The following is a 17,301-nucleotide window of genomic DNA, read 5'->3' on the forward strand; positions in this document are numbered from 1 at the left end:
GACGAGAACGATGCGCGCTTATTCCCTGCTCGCCCCCGGACTCATCGACCTGGTCGAAGTTCCCGAACCGCCCTGCGGGGACGACGAGGTGCTGCTGCGCACCGAGGCGGTTTCCCTCTGCTCCACGGACGTCTCCTACTTCCGAGGGCACCTGCGCCCCGAGTCGTGGCCGATCGTGCCGGGGCACGAGTACGTGGGGCGGGCCGTGGAGGTCGGCCGGTCGGTCACGGGCATCGCGCCCGGCGACCGCGTCGTGTACTGGGGGCAGACCGACTTCGGCGGCATGGCGGAGTACCGCGCCATCAGACCGCTGCTGCCGAACCAGCCCGGCGAGACCGGCTGGTACACCGAGCGCGGCTTCTACGACGCGCACCAAGCCGCTGCGGCGGTCGTCCCGGACGGGCTGCCCTCGCGGCTGGCCATGCTGGTCGAGCCGCTGACGTCCGTGCTGCGCTGCCTGCTGGTCAACCCGCCCAAGCCCGGTGACGTGTGCGTCGTGCTGGGCTGCGGCCCGAGCGCGCTGCTCGCCGTCCAGGTGCTGCGCAACCTGATGGGGGTGGGCCCGATCGTGGTTCTGGACAAGGACAGCGGGCGCATCGCGCTCGCCCGCACCCTGGGCGCGGACCTGTCCTTCGACACCTCGACCCAGTCGGACGAGCTGGACGCGTTCGTGCGGGAGCACCACGACCACTTCGCCGACTACGTCGTGGACGCGCTGCCGCACGTCAGCACCGACACCACGCGCACCGACGTGCGGGAATCGGCGATGGGCCTGCTGCGCCCCGACGGCACGTACGTCGTGTACGGGGCGACCGCGCTGCCCCAGCAGATCAGCACCTGGCACCTGCTGGCCAAGGGGCTGCGGCTGCTGGCGACCCCGTTCGACGTGCGGGCGTTCCCGATGACCCGCACCACGCACATCACCCGCACCGCGCTCGGGCTGATCGCCGACGGCGTGGTGGACGTCGAGCCGCTGATCACCGACACGGTGGCCTTCACCGACGTCCAGGGCGTGCGCGCCGCCTTCACCGATTACGGCGCGAACGGCGGGATGAAGTCCTCGCTGCTGTTCACCCCGGTGCTGCCCTCGCTGATCGCGCAGAGCGTGGGCGCCCCGGTGGCAGGCACCGTGGCGAGCGCGCCCGTCGGGGCCGCGCTGTGACCGGGCACGCCCCCACCGCCGCCGGGTCCGTCCCGGCGGCGGTGTCCGCCGCGAGCCGGGTGCTCCGGCCATCGGAGCTCCCGCGCGCGAGCAGCGCGACGGGCAGGGCGACGACGACGGCGCTGGAGGTGCTGCGAGGCAACCGGCGCACCGGCCGTTCCGCGGAGCTGGGCGCCGACTACGCCTTCACCTGCCCCTCCCCCACCAGCTACCCGTTCCAGTGGAACTGGGACAGCTGCTTCCACGCCATCGCGCTCTCCCGCGTCGCCCCGGACCTGGCCAGGCGCGAGGTGGACTCGCTGCTGCTCGGCGCGGACCCCGGTGGTTTCCTGCCCCACATGCTGCTGTGGGAGCAGGACGCGCGGGCCGCTGCCACCGAGGAGTTCCGCATCGCCATGTGGGACCACTGGCGGACCGCGACGATCGCCCCTCCCGTGCTGGCCCGCGCTGTGGCGGCCGTGCACCGGGCCACCGGGGACGACGCGTGGCTGCGCTCGGTGCTGCCAGCGGTGGCCAGGCACTTCGACTGGCTGCACGCCGCGCGCGCGGGCCGGGACGGGTTGCTGGTGATCGGCCAGCCCGACGAGTCCGGGTTGGACAGCACGCCCAAGTACGACGCGGTGCTCGGCCTGGACCCGCGCTCGCCCGCTGTCGGTCCCGAGTGGCACGCGGCGATGCGCGCGCTGATCGGTGAGCGGCCCGCCGCCGCGGACCCGTCCGCTTTCCCCTCCGGACGGTTCCAGTGGGTGGACGTGCTGCTGAACACCGTCTACGCCGACGGGCTCGGCTGCCTGGCGGACCTGGCGGGTGCGGACGGCGCCCGGTTCCGGGCGCGAGCGGCGACCGTGCTGCGGTCGCTGCTGGACGGTTGCTGGGACGGTCGGCGCGGCGCGTTCTGGGACGTCGACGCGGTGTCCGGGCGCAGGGCGGAGGTGCTCACGGCGAGCTCGCTGTTCCCGTTGGTGCTCACCGACCTGCCCGAACCCGTGGTGACCGCCCTCGTCGACCACTTGGTGGACGAGGACGAGTTCTGGTTGCCCTACCCGGTGCCCAGCGTGGCGGCGACGGAACCGTCGTTCGACGCGGACTTCGCCACCGGCGCGATCTTCCGGGGTTCCACCTGGGTGAACCTGAACTGGTACCTGCACCTGGGGTTGCGCGCGCACGGCAGGCACGACGTCGCCGACGAGCTGGCCGCGCGCACCGTGGCGATGACCGCGGCGGCGGGGATGCGCGAGTGCTACGGGCCCTTCGACGCGCGGGGGCACGGGGCGCACGACTTCGGCTGGAGCGCGCTGGTGCTGGACCTGCCCACCGGAGCGGGGGCGTGACGGGCGGCGGGGTGGCGCCCGCGGTGGACGCGTTCCGGCGCGGGCGCCCCACCTTCCTGCTCTACGGCTCGGTCGCCGCCTTCGCGTACGGCCTGTACGCGCTGGGCCCGTACCTGACCCTGCTCGCCGCCGAGCTGGACCTGTCCTACGCCGCGCTGAGCCTGCACTCCACGGCGTGGGCGGCGGGCACGGTCCTGGTGGGGCTGGTCTACGGCCGGGCGAGCGCCGTGCTGGACCGGGCGGTGCTGTTCCGGCTCGGCGTGGCCGGTTCGGTGGTCGGCGCGGCGGTGCTGGCGCTGGGCCGCGCGACCCCGGTGACGCTGACCGGGGCCGCGCTGGGGGGCGCGTTCGGAGCGCTGGTGCAGACCTCGGCGTTCGCCGCGCTCGCCGACCTGCACGGCCCCCTGCGGGACCGCGCCCTCGTCGAGGCGAACATCGGGGCGAGCGCCGCAGCGGTGCTCGCCCCCGTGGCGCTGGGCGGGCTGGCCGTGACGGCGGTGGGGTGGCGCGGCGCGATGTGGTTGCCGGTCGTGGCGCTGCTGGCGCTGGTCGTGGTGTTCCGGGACGTGCGGTTGCCGAGGACGGGGGCGGGGCCGACGCCGGGATCGACGCGGGCGGGCGGGTTGTCGGCCCGCTGCTGGGCGCTGTGCGCGGTGACCGGGCTCGTGGTGGGCGTCGAGTTCGCGGTCGTCTACTACGGGGGTCAGCTGCTGCGCGAGGGCGCGGGACTGGACGCGGTGGCCGCGGCGACGTGGATGTCGCTGTTCTTCGTGGCCCAGCTGGTGGGCCGGGTCGTGGGCAGCCGGATCGCGGGCAGGCCGGGGCTGCTGCCCCCGCTGATCGCGGCGGCGATCGGCGGGTTGGCGCTGCTGCGGCTGGGGACGGCTCCCGCGACGGCGCTCGCGGGGCTGGCGGTGACCGGGTTGGCCGTGGCCAACCTGTTCCCGCTGGCCTTGTCGGCCGCCGTCGCGGCTTCCGGGGGCCGGACCGACCTGGCCGCGGCGCGGGCCCAACTGCTGGTCGGTGCGGCCACCACGTTCGGTCCGCTGCTGCTGGGCCTGCTCGCCGACCGGGTCGGCGTGCGCCCGGCGTTCTCGGTCGCGCTGGTGATGGCGGGAGCGGCGCTGGCAGTGGTGCTCGCCCTGCGGGAGAGGACGGCCGCGCGCGGATGAGGAACTTCTCGAGCGACGTGCGCAAGCGGAACCGGACGTCGCTGCTGCGCCACCTGCACCTGCAGGGCCCCACCACCAGGACGGCGCTGAGCGAGGCGCTGGACCTGAACCGCAGCACGATCAAGTCGTTGGTCGACGAGCTGACCGAGGAGGGACTGGTCGACGAGTCCGCCACCTCGGGATCGAGGGGCGCGGGTCGCCCCTCGCTGCTCGTGGTTCCCGGCACGCGCTCGACCACCGTGCTGGCGATCGACATCCGGATCAACTCGGTGTCGACGGCCGTGGTCGGTCTGGGCGGCGAGGTGCTGGTGGAGCAGCGGTGGGCGCTGCCGCCGCACGAGCGGTCCCCGGCCGAGGTGTGCGCGCGCATCGCCAGGCGGGCGGCGCAGGCGCTGTCCGAGGCGGACCACCGGGTGCGGGCGGTGGGGATCTCGGTGCCCGGCGTGGTGCGGCGCACCGACAGCGTGGTGCGCGACGCGCCCAACCTGGGGTGGAACGACGTGCCGCTGCGCGAGCACGTCTCCGAGGCGCTGGGGCTGCCCGTCGAGATCGGGAACGACGCGGAGCTGGGCGCGCTGGCGGAGGGCGCGCGCGGCGTGGGGCGGACGGACTCGGACGTGGCATACGTGTACGCCGACGTGGGCGTGGGCGGCGGGGTGGTGAGCCGGGGGACTTCGGTGTTCGGCCCCCGCAACCACGTGGGCGAGTTCGGGCACATGGTCGTGCGGCACGACGGCCGGGCGTGCTACTGCGGGTGCGAGGGGTGCTGGGAGACCGAGATCGGCCGGGCCGCGCTGACCCGCGCGCTCGGCGTTCCCGAGGACCTGGACGACGGGGTGCTGGTGCGGCGGTTGCGCGCCCTCGCGGCCGACCCGGTTTCGGGGAGGGCGGCGTTGCGGGAGCCCGCCAGGTGGTTGGCGCTGGGGCTGTGCAACCTGGTGAACGTCCTGGGCGCGGAACTGCTGGTGCTGGGCGGTCTGCTGGCCGAGCTGCCGCCGTCGGTGGTGGCCGGGGTGGAGGAGGCGGTGCGGACCAGGAGCATCGTCAGCAAGGCGACGGCGGGCGCGCGGGTTGTCCGCTCACCGCTGGGCACGCGCGCGACGCTGATCGGCGCGGCGGAACTGGCGTTCGAGCGGACGCTCTCGTCGAGGTGACCGGTCGCGGGCGGACCTGCGGCCGGGGCCCGGCGCCGGTCGACGCGCCGGGACCGGACCGGCGCCGCGCACCCGCCACCGGTCCGCTCCCGCTCACCCCGCGGTTGGGCGGCCCCCCTGGAACGCCGGTCTGCCGTCCGCGCCCGCCGCGATCCGGTCGAGCGCGTCGTCCGGCGCCAGGAACGCCTCCCACGGCTCCTGCCCGCCCGCGGGCGCCAGCCGGTCGACCACAGGCTGCTCCAGGTCCGCGACCCGCTTGCCCTTCCACACCTTGCCGGCCAGGCTGACCAGCAGGTCCTCCAGCACCTTGCCGATGTCGCGCGCCGCCGCCCCGAACTCCACCGCGGCGCCGTCGAACCGGGCCCGCGGGTAGCGCAGCCGCACCCACGCGGTCAGCTCGCACGCCACGTCGTGCACCGCCCGCGGGTGCGCGGCGAGCCGGGACGACGCGGCGAGGCTGGCGGCGCGGTCGTCCACGATAAGCGCCGGTCACCGCGCGGGCGCGGGGTCAGCCGAGCGGCGCCCCGGTGGCCTTGGCGAACGCGACGGGATTGCCGTGCTCGGCGAACCAGGTGATCCGGTCACCGGTGAAGTCGAACCTGTACAGGTAGTCGTTCCGGTACGGCGCCCCGGACGCCGCGTGCGTGAAGTCGCCCCTGGCCGAGGCGAACACCACGTCCCGGCCGACGGTCTCGAACACCTCCAGGTCCTCGACGCGGGTGCGGGAGAACAGGTCGAGCACGGTCCGGAGGAACCCGAGCACCTCGTCCTTGCCGGTGAGCACGGCCTGCGGCTCGGGCGCGCCGCTGAGGGAGTGGGTGAGGACGTGGACGACGTCGTCGGCCAGGACGGCGGCCACGGGGGCGAGGTCGCGGTCGCCCAGACCGGCGAAGAAGGACGTGACGGACTCGACGCGCGCGGGGGAGGTCATGGGAGGGCCTTTCGGGGCGGGGGGGGGATCGCTTGCCCCGAATCCTCACCGGACACGCGGGCGGCAACCAGGTACCGCCGTTCCTCCCCCGCACCCGCCCCCGCGCTCACTCCCCCGGCGGGCTCACCCGGTAGTGCTCGCCGGTCATGGTCATGGTCTGCCCCCGGTAGTTGCGCAGCGCCAGGCCGTCCTCGACGGCCTCGTGGTAGGGCCTGCTGATCGGGATCTTGCCGATGCGCGTGGTGAGCACGTACTGCGGCACGCCGAAGCCCGTCATGTGCCCCTGCAGGCCCTCCATGATCTCCAGGCCCTTCTCCACCGAGGTCATGAAGTGCGAGACGCCCGTGACGTTGTCGCAGTGGTACAGGTAGTACGGGCGGACGCGGATGCGGAGCAGCTCGGTCATGAGCTTGCGCATCGTGGGCACGTCGTCGTTGATCCCCTTGAGCAGCACCGTCTGGTTGCCCACCGGGACGCCGTGGCGCAGCAGGCGGTCGACGGCCGCCGCCGCCTCGGGGGTGATCTCCCTGGGGTGGTTGAAGTGCGTGTTCAGCCACACCGGGTGGTGGCGGGCCAGCATCTCGCAGAACTCGTCGGTGACGCGCTGCGGCAGCAGCACCGGGAAGCGCGAGCCGATGCGGATGATCTCCACGCTCGGGATGGCGCGCAGCCCGGAGATGATCTCTTCCAGCTTCTCGTCCCGGTAGGACAGCGGGTCGCCGCCGGTGAGCAGGACGTCGCGGATCTCCGGGTGCTCGCGGATGTAGCGCAGGTCCTCCTCGTAGCCGCCGCCCTCGTTGTCGCGGAAGTACGTGCCCTCCACGTCGGTGGTGTGGAACTTGCGCGTGCAGTGCCTGCAGTACACCGGGCACGTCTCGGTGACCAGCAGGACGACCCGGTCCGGGTACTTGTGCACCACGCGGTTGGTCTTGCGGTAGAACATGTCGCCGACCGGGTCCACCTCGGCGTCCGGGAACTCCAGCAGCTCGCCCTGCGCGGGGACGGCCTGCTGCCGGATGGGGCACAGCGGGTCGTCGGGGTCCATCAGCGAGGCGTAGTACGGGGTGACGCTCCAGCGGTACTTCCCGGCGGTGCCGCTGATCGCGGCCTCCTCCTGCGGGCTGACCCTGACCCACTCGCGCAGCTTGTCGAGGGTGGTGACGCGGTGGCGCATGTGCCAGCGCCAGTCCCCCCACTGCTCGGCCGAAGGCGCGCCCGGCGCCATCGCGGGCGCGGCGAATGACTGCGACATGTGGGCTCCGTTGCTCAGGGGTTGACGGGCGGCCGGTGGAGTCGGCGCTCGCGCCGCACCACGGCGGGTTCCCCCGCCCCGGGTTCGGCGCGGGCGTCGGCGAGGACGGCGGCGAGCCGGGCGACCGTTCCCGTCTCGAAGAGCTGCCGGACGGGCAGGCTGACGCTCAGCTCGCTGCGGATGCGGGAGACGACCTTGGTGGCGAGCAGCGAGTGCCCGCCCAGCGCGAAGAAGTCGTCGTGGACGCCGACGCGGTCCACGCGCAGCAGCTCCCGCCAGATGCCGGCCACGGCGGCCTCCAGGTCGTCGCGCGGCGGCACGTGGTCCACGCCGCCCCTGGTGGGGACGGGCAGGGCGGCGCGGTCGACCTTGCCGCTGCGGTTCAGCGGGAGCTCGGGCAGGAAGACGGTGGTGGTGGGGACCATGTAGTCGGGCAGCTGGGTGGCCAGGTGCGCGCGCAGGGCGTTCGCGGCCTCGGGCATGGCGCCTGCGCCGTCAGGACCAGCGCCGTCAGGACCAGCGCCGTCGGGACCAGCGCCGTCAGGACCGGCCGCCGGGACGACGTACGCCACCAGGAAGGTCCCCACGCCCGGTTCCTCGCGCGCCACGACGACCGCGTCGGCGACGTCCGGGTGCGCGAGCAGCACCGCAGCGATCTCGCCCGGTTCGACCCGGAACCCGCGCAGCTGCACCTGGTCGTCCAGCCTGCCCAGGTACTCCAGGGTCCCGTCGGGCAGCCACCGCGCCAGGTCGCCGGTGCGGTACAGGCGGTCCCCGCCGCCGAGCGGGTCGGGCCCGAAGCGGTCCGCCGTCAGGTCCGGCCTGCCGACGTAGCCGTTCGCCACGCCCACGCCGCCCAGGTGCAGGTCGCCGGGCACGCCGACGCCGACCGGGTTGAGGTGGCGGTCCAGGACGAGCGCGCGCGCTCCGGGCACTGGGACGCCGATAGGCGGCACGCGCGGGCCGTCCGGGGTGATCGCGGCGGACACGGCCACGACGGTGGCCTCGGCCGGGCCGTACAGGTTGAGCAGGGTGAAGGGCGCGTCGGGGCGCGGGCGCTTGCGCAGCGCGGCGCCACCGGTGGTGAGCACCCGCAGCGGGCTGTCCTCGGGCCACGGCAGGTCCAGCGCCAGCTCGCACAGCGGCGTCGGCAGGAACGCGACGGTGACGCGGTGCTCGGCGAGCCAGCGGACGGCGTGCTCGCCGGACGCGGTGGTGTCGTCGTCGGCCAGGTGCAGCCGCGCGCCCGCCGACAGCGCGGTCCAGATCTCCAGCACCGACACGTCGAAGGCGGTGCCCGCGATCTGCGACACCCGGTCGCGCGCGGTGAGCCCGCAGTCGGCGGTGTACCAGTCGACCCGGTGCGCCAGCCCCCCGTGGTCGAGCTGGACGCCCTTGGGCGTGCCGGTGGAGCCGGAGGTGTGGATGACGTAGGCGGCGTCGCCGGGCCCCACCGGGACGATCGGGGCGGGGGGCACGCCGTGGTCCGCGCCGATCTCCAGCACGGCCGGGTGCTCGACGAGCCCCCTGGTGCCGGGGGTGACGAGCACGGCCTTGGGCGTGGACCGGGCCACGACGTGGGCGACGCGGGCGGCCGGGGTGGCGGCGTCCAGGGGCAGGTAGGCCGCGCCCGCCCGCATCGCGGCCAACGAGGCCACCACGTAGTCGAACCCGCGCGGCGCGCACACCAGCACCCGGTCGCCCCGGCCCACGCCCAGCCCGGCGAGCCGGGCGGCCAGGCGGGCGGCGCGGTCGTTCAGCTCGCCGTAGGTCATGCTCCGCGCGCCCCGCACCAGCGCCGTGGCGTCCGGGGGCACGGCCGCGACGCGCTCGGGCACCAGGCCGGGGGCGCGGTCGACGGCGCGGGGCGAGCACCAGGTCCCGGTGACCAGGGCGCGCTCGTCCGGCGGCAGCAGCTCCAGCTCGTGCAGCCGGGCGTCGGGGGTGCGCACGACCGAGCGCAGCAGCGCCTCCCAGCGCGCCAGCAGCCGCAGCGCGGTGCCCTCGTCGAACAGGTCCGTCGCGTACTGGAGGTCGCAGTGCAGCCCGTCGGGGCCCGCGATGACGACGAGGGTGAGGTCGAACATCGCCGAGCTGTCCTCGCCGCGCGCCCGCCGCACCTCGAGGCCCGGCAGCTCCAGCTCGGACCAGCTGTTCTCCTGGTAGTCGAACAGGACCTGGAACAGCGGGGTGCGGCTGGGCGAGCGCTCGACCCGCAGCAGCTCCACGACCTGCTCGAACGGCAGCTCCTGGTGGGCGTAGGCGCCGGTGACGGTGTCGCGGACGCGGGCGGTCAGCTCGCCGAAGGCGGGGTTGCCGGACAGGTCGGTGCGCAGGGCCAGGGTGTTGACGAACAGGCCGATGACGCCCTCGACCTCCGGGGTGTCGCGGTTGGCGGTGGTGCCGCCCACGACCAGGTCCTCGCTGCCGGTGTGCCTGGCCAGCAGGGCGTTGAACGCGGCGAACAGCACCAGGTAGGGGGTGACGCCGTGGTGGCGCGCCACGTCCCGCAGGCCGCGCGCCAGCTCCGCGTCCAGGAGGAGGTCGCGGCTGGAGCCCGCGGTGCCCCTGGTGGCCGGCCGGGGGCGGTCGGTGGGCAGCTCCAGCAGGGTGGGGGCGTCGGCGAGCGCGGCGGACCAGTAGTCGTGCAGGCGGGTCAGCTCCGCGTCCCGCAGCGACGCGCGCTGCCAGCGGGCGTAGTCGGCGTACTGGACGGCGGGGGCGGGCGGGACGGGCACGTCCGCGCCGGTCTCGCGGGCGTAGAACGCGCCCAGCTCGCGCAGGAACAGGTCCTGCGACCAGCCGTCGAACACCAGGTGGTGCCAGGACAGGGCGAGGAGGTGGCGCTCGGGGCCGACCCGGTGGAGGGTCGCGCGCACCAGGGGGCCCGCCGCCAGGTCGAACGGCCGGTCCGCCTGCCGCCACGCCTCCCGCAGCGCCCGCTCCGGCGAGGTGTGGTCGACCACGGGCAGGGCGACCACGACGCTCGGGGCGACCCGCTGCAGGGGGACGCCGTCGACCTCGGCCACGGTGGTGCGCAGCGCGTCGTGCCGCGCCACCACGGCGTTCAGCGCCCGCTCCAGCGCGTCGGCGCGCAGCGGACCGGTGACGTCGAGCAGCTCGGCGATCGTGTAGGCGGAGCCGCCGGGTTCGAGCTGCTCCAGGAACCACAGGCGCTGCTGGGCGTGGGAGAGCGGCGTGTCGGCGACCGGTCCGGGTTCGACCGCGGGCGCCTGCGGCAGCGCGCGGGGGGCGAGGGAGTCGATGTGCGCGGCCAGGTCCGAGAGCACCGGGTGCTGGAGCATCTGCCGGACCGTGACGCGGACCGACCAGAGGCGGCGCACCCGCACCACGACCTTGGTGGCGAGCATCGAGTCGCCGCCACCGCCCCGGAAGAAGTGCTGGTCGCGGCCGACGCGGGCGAGCCCGAGCACCTCCTCCCAGATGGCGGCCAGCGCCCGCTCGGTGGGCGTGACCGGTTCGGCGAGCACCCCGGCGGCCGGGCCGCCCCCGTCCGGGCCGTCCCCGTCGAGCGCCGCGGAGCCGTGCGCCCCTGCGGAATCCGGTTCGGCGAGCAGCTCCACGACGCCGTCGCGGCGCAGCCGGGCGGTGCGGTCCCCCGCGCGGCCGGGCACGCCGACCGGCACGGGCGCGCCGTAGCGGTCGCGCAGCACGACCGGCTCGCCGTCCAGCACGGCGGTGGCCTCGGCCTCGGTGGCGAGGACGAGGTCGCCGACGCGGGTCGACGGGTCGGCGAGCAGCGCGTCCAGGACGAGGCGGTAGTGGCGGGCCAGCGCCTCGACGGTCGGCCGGTCGAACAGGTCGGTGGCGTACTCGAAGCGGCAGTCCACGTGGTCGCCGGAGAACTCCACGGCGAACTCGACGTCGAACTTCGCGGTGTCGTTGTCCAGTGAGCGCAGGGTCGGCTCCAGCCCGACCAGCTCGGGGGGCGCGGTCACCTCGTTGACCGAGCACATCACCTGGAACACCGGGTTCATGCCCGCCTCGCGGTGCGCGTCCAGCGCGTCGACCACCCGGTCGAACGGCACGTGCTGGTGCGAGAGGGCGTCGAGGGTCTCGGCGGTGACGCGGTCGGCGACCGCGCCCAGCGACGGGTTGTCCGACAGGTCAAGGCGCAGCGCGACGGTGTTGGCGAAGAACCCGAGCGCGCTCTCCCAGTCCTCGCGGGTCCGGTTGATCACCGGCACGCCGACGACGACCCGGTCCCGACCGCCGTAGCGGTGCAGCAGCACGGCCAGCGCGGTGAGCACGCCGGTGAACAGGGAGGCTCCGCCGAGGCTGGAGCGCAGGCGGGCGCGCAGGTCCGCGGGCGCCGGGACGGGCACGTTCGCGCCGAGGGTGCTGGCCCTCAGCGGGCGCGGCCGGTCGGTGGGGATGCCCGCCTCGCCCAGGTGCCCGGAGAGGCGGTCGCGCCAGTGCGCCAGCTGCGCCTCGAAGACCGGGCCGCCCGCCTGGCCCGCCTCCCACACGGCGTAGTCGGCGTACTGGGCCGCGGGCGGCAGGTCGGCGGCGCGCCCCAGCGCGCGGGCGGAGTAGAGCACGCCCAGCTCGCGGAACAGCACCGTCTCCGACCAGCCGTCGGTGACGACGTGGTGCAGGTTGAGCACGAGGTGGTGCTCGTCGTCGGCCACGCGCAGCAGCAGGGCCCGCAGCAGCGGCTCGCCGTCGAGGCGGAACGGCCGAGCGGCCTCCCGCGCGATCCGCGCCTCCACGTCCTCCCCGGCGACGGTCTCCACCGCGCGCGGCAGCGGGGCGGGTGGGCGCACCTCCTGGCGCACCTCGTCGTCCTCGTCGGCGACGAGGTCGGTGCGCAGCACCTCGTGCCGGGCGACCAGGTCGTCGAGCGCGCCCCACAGCGCGTCCGGGACGAGCGGGCCCCGCAGGCGCAGCGCGAAGGGCACGTTGTACGCGGAGTTCGGGCCGTTGAGCTGGTCGAGGAACCACAGCCGCCGCTGGGCCGCCGAGGTGGGCAGGCCGCCCGCGGGTCGCGTCGGGGCGGGGGGCTCCGGCGCGGCGGAGAGCATCAGGCGCAGCAGCTCCCTGCGGGCCTGCGCGGCGCTGTCGACCATCCTGGTTCCCCACCCATCCCCGGCGCAGGCGTCGGCACGCCACCCAGAAATGGATTCACAGGTCGCGACAGACTCATTCGCATACCGGCTCGATCGTTCGAGCGATCATTTTTCCGTTCATCACGGATGGATCGGCATTGCTCACCCGAACAGCTTCCGAGTCCACCCGATCGGCCCACCGGACACTTACCGGAGATCACCGGAAGCTGCCTGGGCGAGAACTTCCCCCGACTGTCCCGGACAACTCCCAGGCCACTACAGCAGTCACCCCAGATGTTGTCAAGACCGCCCTTCGCCAGGACTTTCGACAGCCCCTTCGGAACGATTCGGGAGTCGTTGCGCTCCGTCCGGGGATCGGTTACGTTGCGGGAGCGGCGAGGTTTTCAGCCGCTTTGTTTCACGCGTTGTTCCGACAATCACTTCCCACCTATTCGGCGTACTCGCGCCGTCGGTTGGGCCGCTGCGAGGTGTTCGGGTGGCTCCGGGTCGTCCCGGCGCCCGCCCCGACGCCGTCCTGGACGTTCGAGGGAGGTCGGGCGTGTACGACACCGTCGTGGTCGGCGCGCGGTGCGCGGGCGCGTCGACCGCGCTGCTGCTCGCCCGGCGCGGGTGGCGCGTGCTGCTGCTGGACCGGGCGGAGTTCCCCTCGGACACCATGTCCACGCTCTACGTGCACCAGCCCGGCGTGGCGCTCCTGCGGCGGTGGGGTCTGCTGGACGCGGTGATCGCCTCGGGCGCGCCCGCCCTGGACTCGGTGCGCTACCGCGTCGAGGACGTGGACCTGGCCGCACCGGCTCCGGAGCAGCCGGGGTACGGGCCGCGACGCCGGGTGCTGGACTCGATCCTGGTGGAGGCGGCCGTGGCCGCGGGCGCCGAGTTCGCCGACCGCAGCACCGTCGTCGACCTGCTGCGCGAGGGCGACCGGGTGGCGGGCGTGCGCTTCCGGGGCCCGGACGGCCGGGAGAGGCGGGCCCACGCCCGGCTCGTGGTCGGCGCGGACGGGATGCGCTCCAGGGTCGCGGAGCTGGCCGGGGCCGCCACGACCGCCGAGGACCCGCGCCTGAGCTGCGTCTACTACTCGCGCTGGGCGGGGCTGGACACCGGCTTCGGCTTCCACGAGCGCACCGGCCGCTGGATCGCCACGATCCCCACCCACGACGGCGAGACCATGGTCGCCACCTACTTCCCGCAGTCCCGGTTCGACGAGGTCCGCGCCGACGCGCGCGCCGCGCACCTGGACGCGCTGGCCACCACCGCGCCCTCGGTGGCCGCGCAGCTGGAGGGCGGCGAGCAGGTCGACAGGCTGCTGGGCACCGGCGACCAGCGCAACTTCTTCCGCAGGGCGACGGGCCCCGGCTGGGCGCTGGTCGGCGACGCGGGCCACCACCTGGACACCATCACCGCGCGCGGCATCACCAACGCGTTCACCCAGGCGGACCTGCTCGCCGGGTCGGTGGGCGACGCGCCCGGCGACCAGGCGGCGCTGGACGGGTTCGCCGCGCGCCGCGACGAGGCCATGGTGGACGGCTACGCGGCGACGCTGGCGCTGGCCCGCCTGGAGGTCACCCCCGCGCGGCTGGCGCTGCTGCGGGCGGTGGCGCGCAGGCCCGAGTGGACGCGCGACTACTTCGCCGTGGTCGCCGGGCTCATGCCGATGGAGGACCTGCTGGACGGGGAGCTGCTCGACCTGATCTGACCGGCGTGGTCGGCGAACCGGGGAGGCGGATCGATGTGACTGCGGTAGTGCAGGGGGCGGACGCGCCGCGCGACGTGGTCGGGGTCGGGTTCGGCCCGTCGAACCTGGCGCTCGCGGTGGCGCTGGCGGAGCGGGACGGGCCGTCCTCGGCGTTCTTCGAGCGCCAGCCGCGCTTCGGCTGGCACCGGGGGATGCTGCTCGACGGAGCGACGATGCAGGTGTCGTTCCTCAAGGACCTGGTGTCGATGCGCAACCCGACCTCGCCGTACAGCTTCGTGTCCTACCTGCACGCCAGGGGCAGGATGCCGGAGTTCGTCAACGCCAAGACGCTGTACCCGCTGCGGGTGGAGTTCCACGACTACCTGGAGTGGGTGGCCGGGCACTTCGCGGGCTCGGTGTCCTACGGCAGCGAGATCACCGCGCTGGAGCCGGTCGCCGAGGACGGCGTGGTCGGGCACCTGGACGTGGTGGCGCGCCGCGACGGGCGGACCACGACCACGCGGGCCCGCAACGTGGTCGTCGCCACCGGCCTGGAGCCCCGGCTGCCCGACGGAGTGACCGGGGGCGAGCGGGTGTGGCACAGCGGCGAGCTGCTGCACCGGGTGCCCTGGCTGCGGGAGCGGCGGGTGCGCAAGGTGGCGGTGGTCGGCGCGGGGCAGAGCGCCGCCGAGGTCACCGAGTACCTGCACCGGACGCTGCCGGGCGCGGAGGTCATCGCGGTGTTCTCCCGCTTCGGCTACAGCGTCGCCGACGACACCCCGTTCGTGAACGAGGTGTTCGACCCGGACTCGGTGGACCTGTTCTACGGCTCGCCGCCGTCGGTCAGGCAGGCGCTGCTGGCCCACCACGGGAACACGAACTACTCGGTGGTCGACGCCGACCTGTCGCTGGAGCTGTACCGGCGGCGCTACCAGGAGCGGGTCACCGGCTCGTCGCGGCTGCGCGTGGTCAACGTCTCGCGGGTGCGCTCGGTGCGCGAGCGGCCCGACGGGGTGGCGCTGCAGGTCGAGTACCTGCCGACGGGAGTGGTGGGCACGCTCGCGGCCGACGCCGTGGTCTGCGCCACCGGCTACCGGCCCGCCGACCCGACGCCGCTGCTGCGGGGCCTGGCGAAGCTGGACGGGGCGGGCAGGCCGGTGCTGGACCGGGACCACCGGGTCGTCACCTCCGGCTCGGTGCGCGCCGGGATCTACCTGCAGGGCGCGGTGACCGAGCCGACGCACGGGCTGTCCGCGGGCCTGCTGTCCACCACCGCCGTCCGGGCGGGCGAGATCGTCCGGGCGATCCTCGACGAGGGCAGGTAGGCGAGCGACATGCACGTGCCACCGATGTACCGGGCCGACGACGAGGACAGGGCGCGCCAGGTCGTCCACGACTACCCGCTCGCCACGCTGGTCAGCAACGGCCCGCGCGTCCCGCACGCCACGCACCTGCCGGTGGTGGCCGCGCCGGGCGCCCCGCAGGTCGGGGGGCTGGCGGGCAGCACGCTGTGGGGGCACCTCAACCGGGCGAACGCGCACTGGCGGGCGCTGGCGGGCGGTGTCCCGGCGGTGCTGGTGTTCACCGGGCCGCACGCCTACATCACCCCGGCGATCTACCGCACCACGCCCGCGGTCCCGACCTGGGACTTCGTGTCGGTGCACCTGCACGGCCGGGTCGAGCCGATCGACGGCGAGGCCGGGACCCTGGAGGTGGTGAAGCGGACCGCCGAGCTGTTCGAGAGCGCCTTCGGCGCGGGCTGGGCGGCCGAGCCGTCGCACGGGCACTTCGCGCGGATCGTGTCCGGCGTGGGCGCGTTCCGCTTCCACGTCGAGTCGGTGGACTCGATGTTCAAGCTCAGCCAGGAGAAGGACCGGGACGTGCGGGTGCGGATCATCGCCAGCCTGCGCGAGGCGTCGGGTCCCGCCGCCGAGCTGGGACGGATCATGCACGAGCACGGCCTCGGCGGCCGGGGAGCGGAGGGCGCATGACGACGCTGTGGGGTGGCGCGGCCGACCCGCCGTGCCTGCTGGAGGCGCTGGCGGAGCACCGGCGGTCGGAGCGGGTCGCGGTGGTGGACGGCGAGCGGTCCCTCACCTACGCCCGGCTGCACGGCTGGGTGGGCGAGATCGCGCACCTGCTGGTCTCGCGCGGCGTGGGGCCCGGCGACCGGGTGGCGGTGACGGGGGCGCGCGGCGCGGAGGTCGTGGCGGCGTTCCTGGCGGTGGCGGCGGTGGGCGCGGCGTACGTGCCGCTGGACGCGTCGTACCCGCCGAGGCGGCTGGCGCACATGCTGGCCGACAGCGCGGCGTCGCTGGTGCTCAGCGCGGGTGACGCCTACGTCGAGTCGGCGGTGCCGATCCCCGAGCCGGGGGCGGGTCGGGAGCACCCTGCGGTGGCGTGCGCGCCGGACCTTCCGGTGTACGTGATCTACACCTCCGGGTCGACGGGCTGGCCCAAGGGGGTGGCGCTGCCGCACTCCTGCGTCGACAACATGGCCGAGTGGCAGCGCACCCACTCCCCCCGCCCGGACCTGCGCACCGCCCAGTTCGCGCCGCTGAACTTCGACGTGTGGTTCCAGGAGGTGCTGGGGACGCTCGGCGGCGGCGGGACGCTGCTGATCGTGCCCGAGGAGCTGCGGCAGGACCCGTTCGAGCTGCTGGACTGGCTGGTCGAGAACCGGGTGGAGCGGCTGTTCCTGCCGAACGTGGCGCTGAACATGCTGGCGCTGGCCGCGTCGGCGGAGGAGTCGCTGGCGGGCGTGGCGCTGGTGGAGGTCAACACGGCGGGCGAGCAGCTGCTGTGCACCCCGGCGATCCGGGCGCTGTTCGCGCGGCTGCCGGGGTGCAGGCTGACCAACCACTACGGGCAGAGCGAGTCGGCGATGGTCACCTCGCACGTGCTGACCGGCCCCAGCTCGTCGTGGCCCGCGCTGCCTCCGATCGGGGTGCCGCTGCCGGGGACGGAGCTGCTGGTGGACCCGGTCGACCCGGAGACGCCCGAGGTGGGCGAGCTGCTGGTGGCGGGCCTGCCGCTGGCGCTGGGCTACCTGAACCAGGAGGAGCTGAACGCGGCCCGCTACACCGCCGTGCCGACCACGCCGCACGGGCACGGGCGGGTGTTCCGCACCGGCGACCTGGTGCGGGTGGAGCGGGGGGTGGTGCAGTTCCTGAGCAGGCTGGACCACGACGTGAAGATCCGCGGCTACCGGGTGAACCCGCTGGAGGTCGACGCGTGGCTGCTGGAGCAGCCGGGCGTGGCGGCGGCGGTGTGCGTGGTGGTGGAGACCGGGGACGGCGCGCGGGGGCTGCGGGCGGCGGTGACGCCGGAGCGGGGGGCGGAGCTGGACGTGTCCGCGCTGATGGGGGCGCTGGAGGCGGTGCTGCCCGCGCACTCGGTGCCGCAGTCGGTCACCGTGCTGCCGGAGCTGCCGCGCACGCCCAGCGGCAAGGTGGACCGCGAGGCCGTGGCCGGGGGCATCGCCTCGGCGCTGTGAGCGCGCGGCGCCCCCGCCCGCGCGTCGGGCGGGGGCGC

12 protein-coding genes are annotated in these 17,301 nt (G+C 74.8%); 8 read left to right on the top strand and 4 right to left on the bottom strand.

Annotated features, from left to right (window positions below):
• The first annotated feature begins 10 nt into the window (after positions 1–10).
• From AMIR_RS22295 to AMIR_RS22310, 4 genes are read left to right on the top strand one after another with little or no spacing between them, the layout of a single operon-like run.
• Complete coding sequence (locus AMIR_RS22295) at positions 11–1,162, top strand: zinc-dependent alcohol dehydrogenase (RefSeq protein WP_015803210.1); 1,152 nt, start codon at positions 11–13, stop codon at positions 1,160–1,162.
• Positions 1,159–2,493: an MGH1-like glycoside hydrolase domain-containing protein gene (locus AMIR_RS40505; protein WP_015803211.1), complete on the top strand. Its 1,335-nt coding sequence runs from the start codon at positions 1,159–1,161 to the stop codon at positions 2,491–2,493. The genes AMIR_RS22295 and AMIR_RS40505 overlap by 4 nt, the downstream gene beginning before the upstream one ends.
• A complete protein-coding gene (locus tag AMIR_RS22305) occupies positions 2,490–3,665 on the top strand; it encodes an MFS transporter (protein ID WP_015803212.1) in 1,176 nt (391 codons plus the stop codon). Before AMIR_RS40505 ends, AMIR_RS22305 begins: the two co-directional genes overlap by 4 nt.
• Positions 3,662–4,819, top strand: a complete 1,158-nt coding sequence (locus tag AMIR_RS22310; RefSeq protein ID WP_015803213.1) for an ROK family transcriptional regulator — start codon at positions 3,662–3,664, stop codon at positions 4,817–4,819. The genes AMIR_RS22305 and AMIR_RS22310 overlap by 4 nt, the downstream gene beginning before the upstream one ends.
• Positions 4,820–4,912: 93 nt before the next feature.
• Here AMIR_RS22310 and AMIR_RS42880 read toward each other — a convergent pair whose 3' ends face one another.
• The 4 genes from AMIR_RS42880 to AMIR_RS22330 all read right to left on the bottom strand — a co-directional run bounded on the left by AMIR_RS42880 (position 4,913) and on the right by AMIR_RS22330 (position 12,092).
• The gene (locus tag AMIR_RS42880; protein ID WP_015803214.1) at positions 4,913–5,296 is read right to left on the bottom strand and encodes a hypothetical protein; all 384 of its coding nucleotides are present in this window, start codon (positions 5,294–5,296) and stop codon (positions 4,913–4,915) included.
• 31 nt (positions 5,297–5,327) lie between these two features.
• Complete coding sequence (locus tag AMIR_RS22320) at positions 5,328–5,750, bottom strand: nuclear transport factor 2 family protein (protein ID WP_015803215.1); 423 nt, start codon at positions 5,748–5,750, stop codon at positions 5,328–5,330.
• Between the two features lie 106 nt (positions 5,751–5,856).
• Positions 5,857–7,002 carry an arginine 2,3-aminomutase gene (blsG, locus tag AMIR_RS22325; protein WP_015803216.1) on the bottom strand — a complete coding sequence of 382 codons (1,146 nt, stop codon included), beginning with the start codon at positions 7,000–7,002 and terminating at the stop codon, positions 5,857–5,859.
• Positions 7,003–7,016: 14 nt separating this feature from the next.
• Positions 7,017–12,092 (bottom strand): non-ribosomal peptide synthetase, encoded by a 5,076-nt coding sequence (locus AMIR_RS22330; RefSeq protein ID WP_015803217.1) that lies wholly within the window; start codon positions 12,090–12,092, stop codon positions 7,017–7,019.
• A 538-nt stretch (positions 12,093–12,630) separates the two neighbouring features.
• Here AMIR_RS22330 and AMIR_RS22335 point away from each other — a divergent pair.
• From AMIR_RS22335 to AMIR_RS22350, 4 genes are read left to right on the top strand one after another with little or no spacing between them, the layout of a single operon-like run.
• Positions 12,631–13,788, top strand: a complete 1,158-nt coding sequence (locus tag AMIR_RS22335) for an NAD(P)/FAD-dependent oxidoreductase (RefSeq protein WP_015803218.1) — start codon at positions 12,631–12,633, stop codon at positions 13,786–13,788.
• 35 nt (positions 13,789–13,823) lie between these two features.
• Positions 13,824–15,092 carry a lysine N(6)-hydroxylase/L-ornithine N(5)-oxygenase family protein gene (locus AMIR_RS22340; protein WP_015803219.1) on the top strand — a complete coding sequence of 423 codons (1,269 nt, stop codon included), beginning with the start codon at positions 13,824–13,826 and terminating at the stop codon, positions 15,090–15,092.
• A 9-nt stretch (positions 15,093–15,101) separates the two neighbouring features.
• Positions 15,102–15,758, top strand: coding sequence for an FMN-binding negative transcriptional regulator (locus AMIR_RS22345; protein WP_015803220.1), 657 nt, complete (start codon positions 15,102–15,104; stop codon positions 15,756–15,758).
• Positions 15,755–17,263, top strand: a complete 1,509-nt coding sequence (locus AMIR_RS22350) for an AMP-binding protein (RefSeq protein WP_015803221.1) — start codon at positions 15,755–15,757, stop codon at positions 17,261–17,263. The genes AMIR_RS22345 and AMIR_RS22350 overlap by 4 nt, the downstream gene beginning before the upstream one ends.
• Positions 17,264–17,301 lie beyond the last annotated feature (38 nt).

Source organism: Actinosynnema mirum DSM 43827 (genome assembly GCF_000023245.1).
In the GTDB taxonomy this organism is placed as follows: Bacteria; Actinomycetota; Actinomycetes; order Mycobacteriales; family Pseudonocardiaceae; genus Actinosynnema; species Actinosynnema mirum.

Excerpts from the sequence above, each read along its gene's own strand:
- AMIR_RS22345 (WP_015803220.1), top strand. The coding sequence starts at position 15,102 with ATGCACGTGCCACCGATGTACCGGGCCGACGACGAGGACAGGGCGCGC.
- AMIR_RS22320 (WP_015803215.1), bottom strand. The coding sequence starts at position 5,750 with ATGACCTCCCCCGCGCGCGTCGAGTCCGTCACGTCCTTCTTCGCCGGT.
- AMIR_RS22295 (WP_015803210.1), top strand. The coding sequence starts at position 11 with ATGCGCGCTTATTCCCTGCTCGCCCCCGGACTCATCGACCTGGTCGAA.
- blsG (WP_015803216.1), bottom strand. The coding sequence starts at position 7,002 with ATGTCGCAGTCATTCGCCGCGCCCGCGATGGCGCCGGGCGCGCCTTCG.
- AMIR_RS22330 (WP_015803217.1), bottom strand. The coding sequence starts at position 12,092 with ATGGTCGACAGCGCCGCGCAGGCCCGCAGGGAGCTGCTGCGCCTGATG.
- AMIR_RS22310 (WP_015803213.1), top strand. The coding sequence starts at position 3,662 with ATGAGGAACTTCTCGAGCGACGTGCGCAAGCGGAACCGGACGTCGCTG.
- AMIR_RS22350 (WP_015803221.1), top strand. The coding sequence starts at position 15,755 with ATGACGACGCTGTGGGGTGGCGCGGCCGACCCGCCGTGCCTGCTGGAG.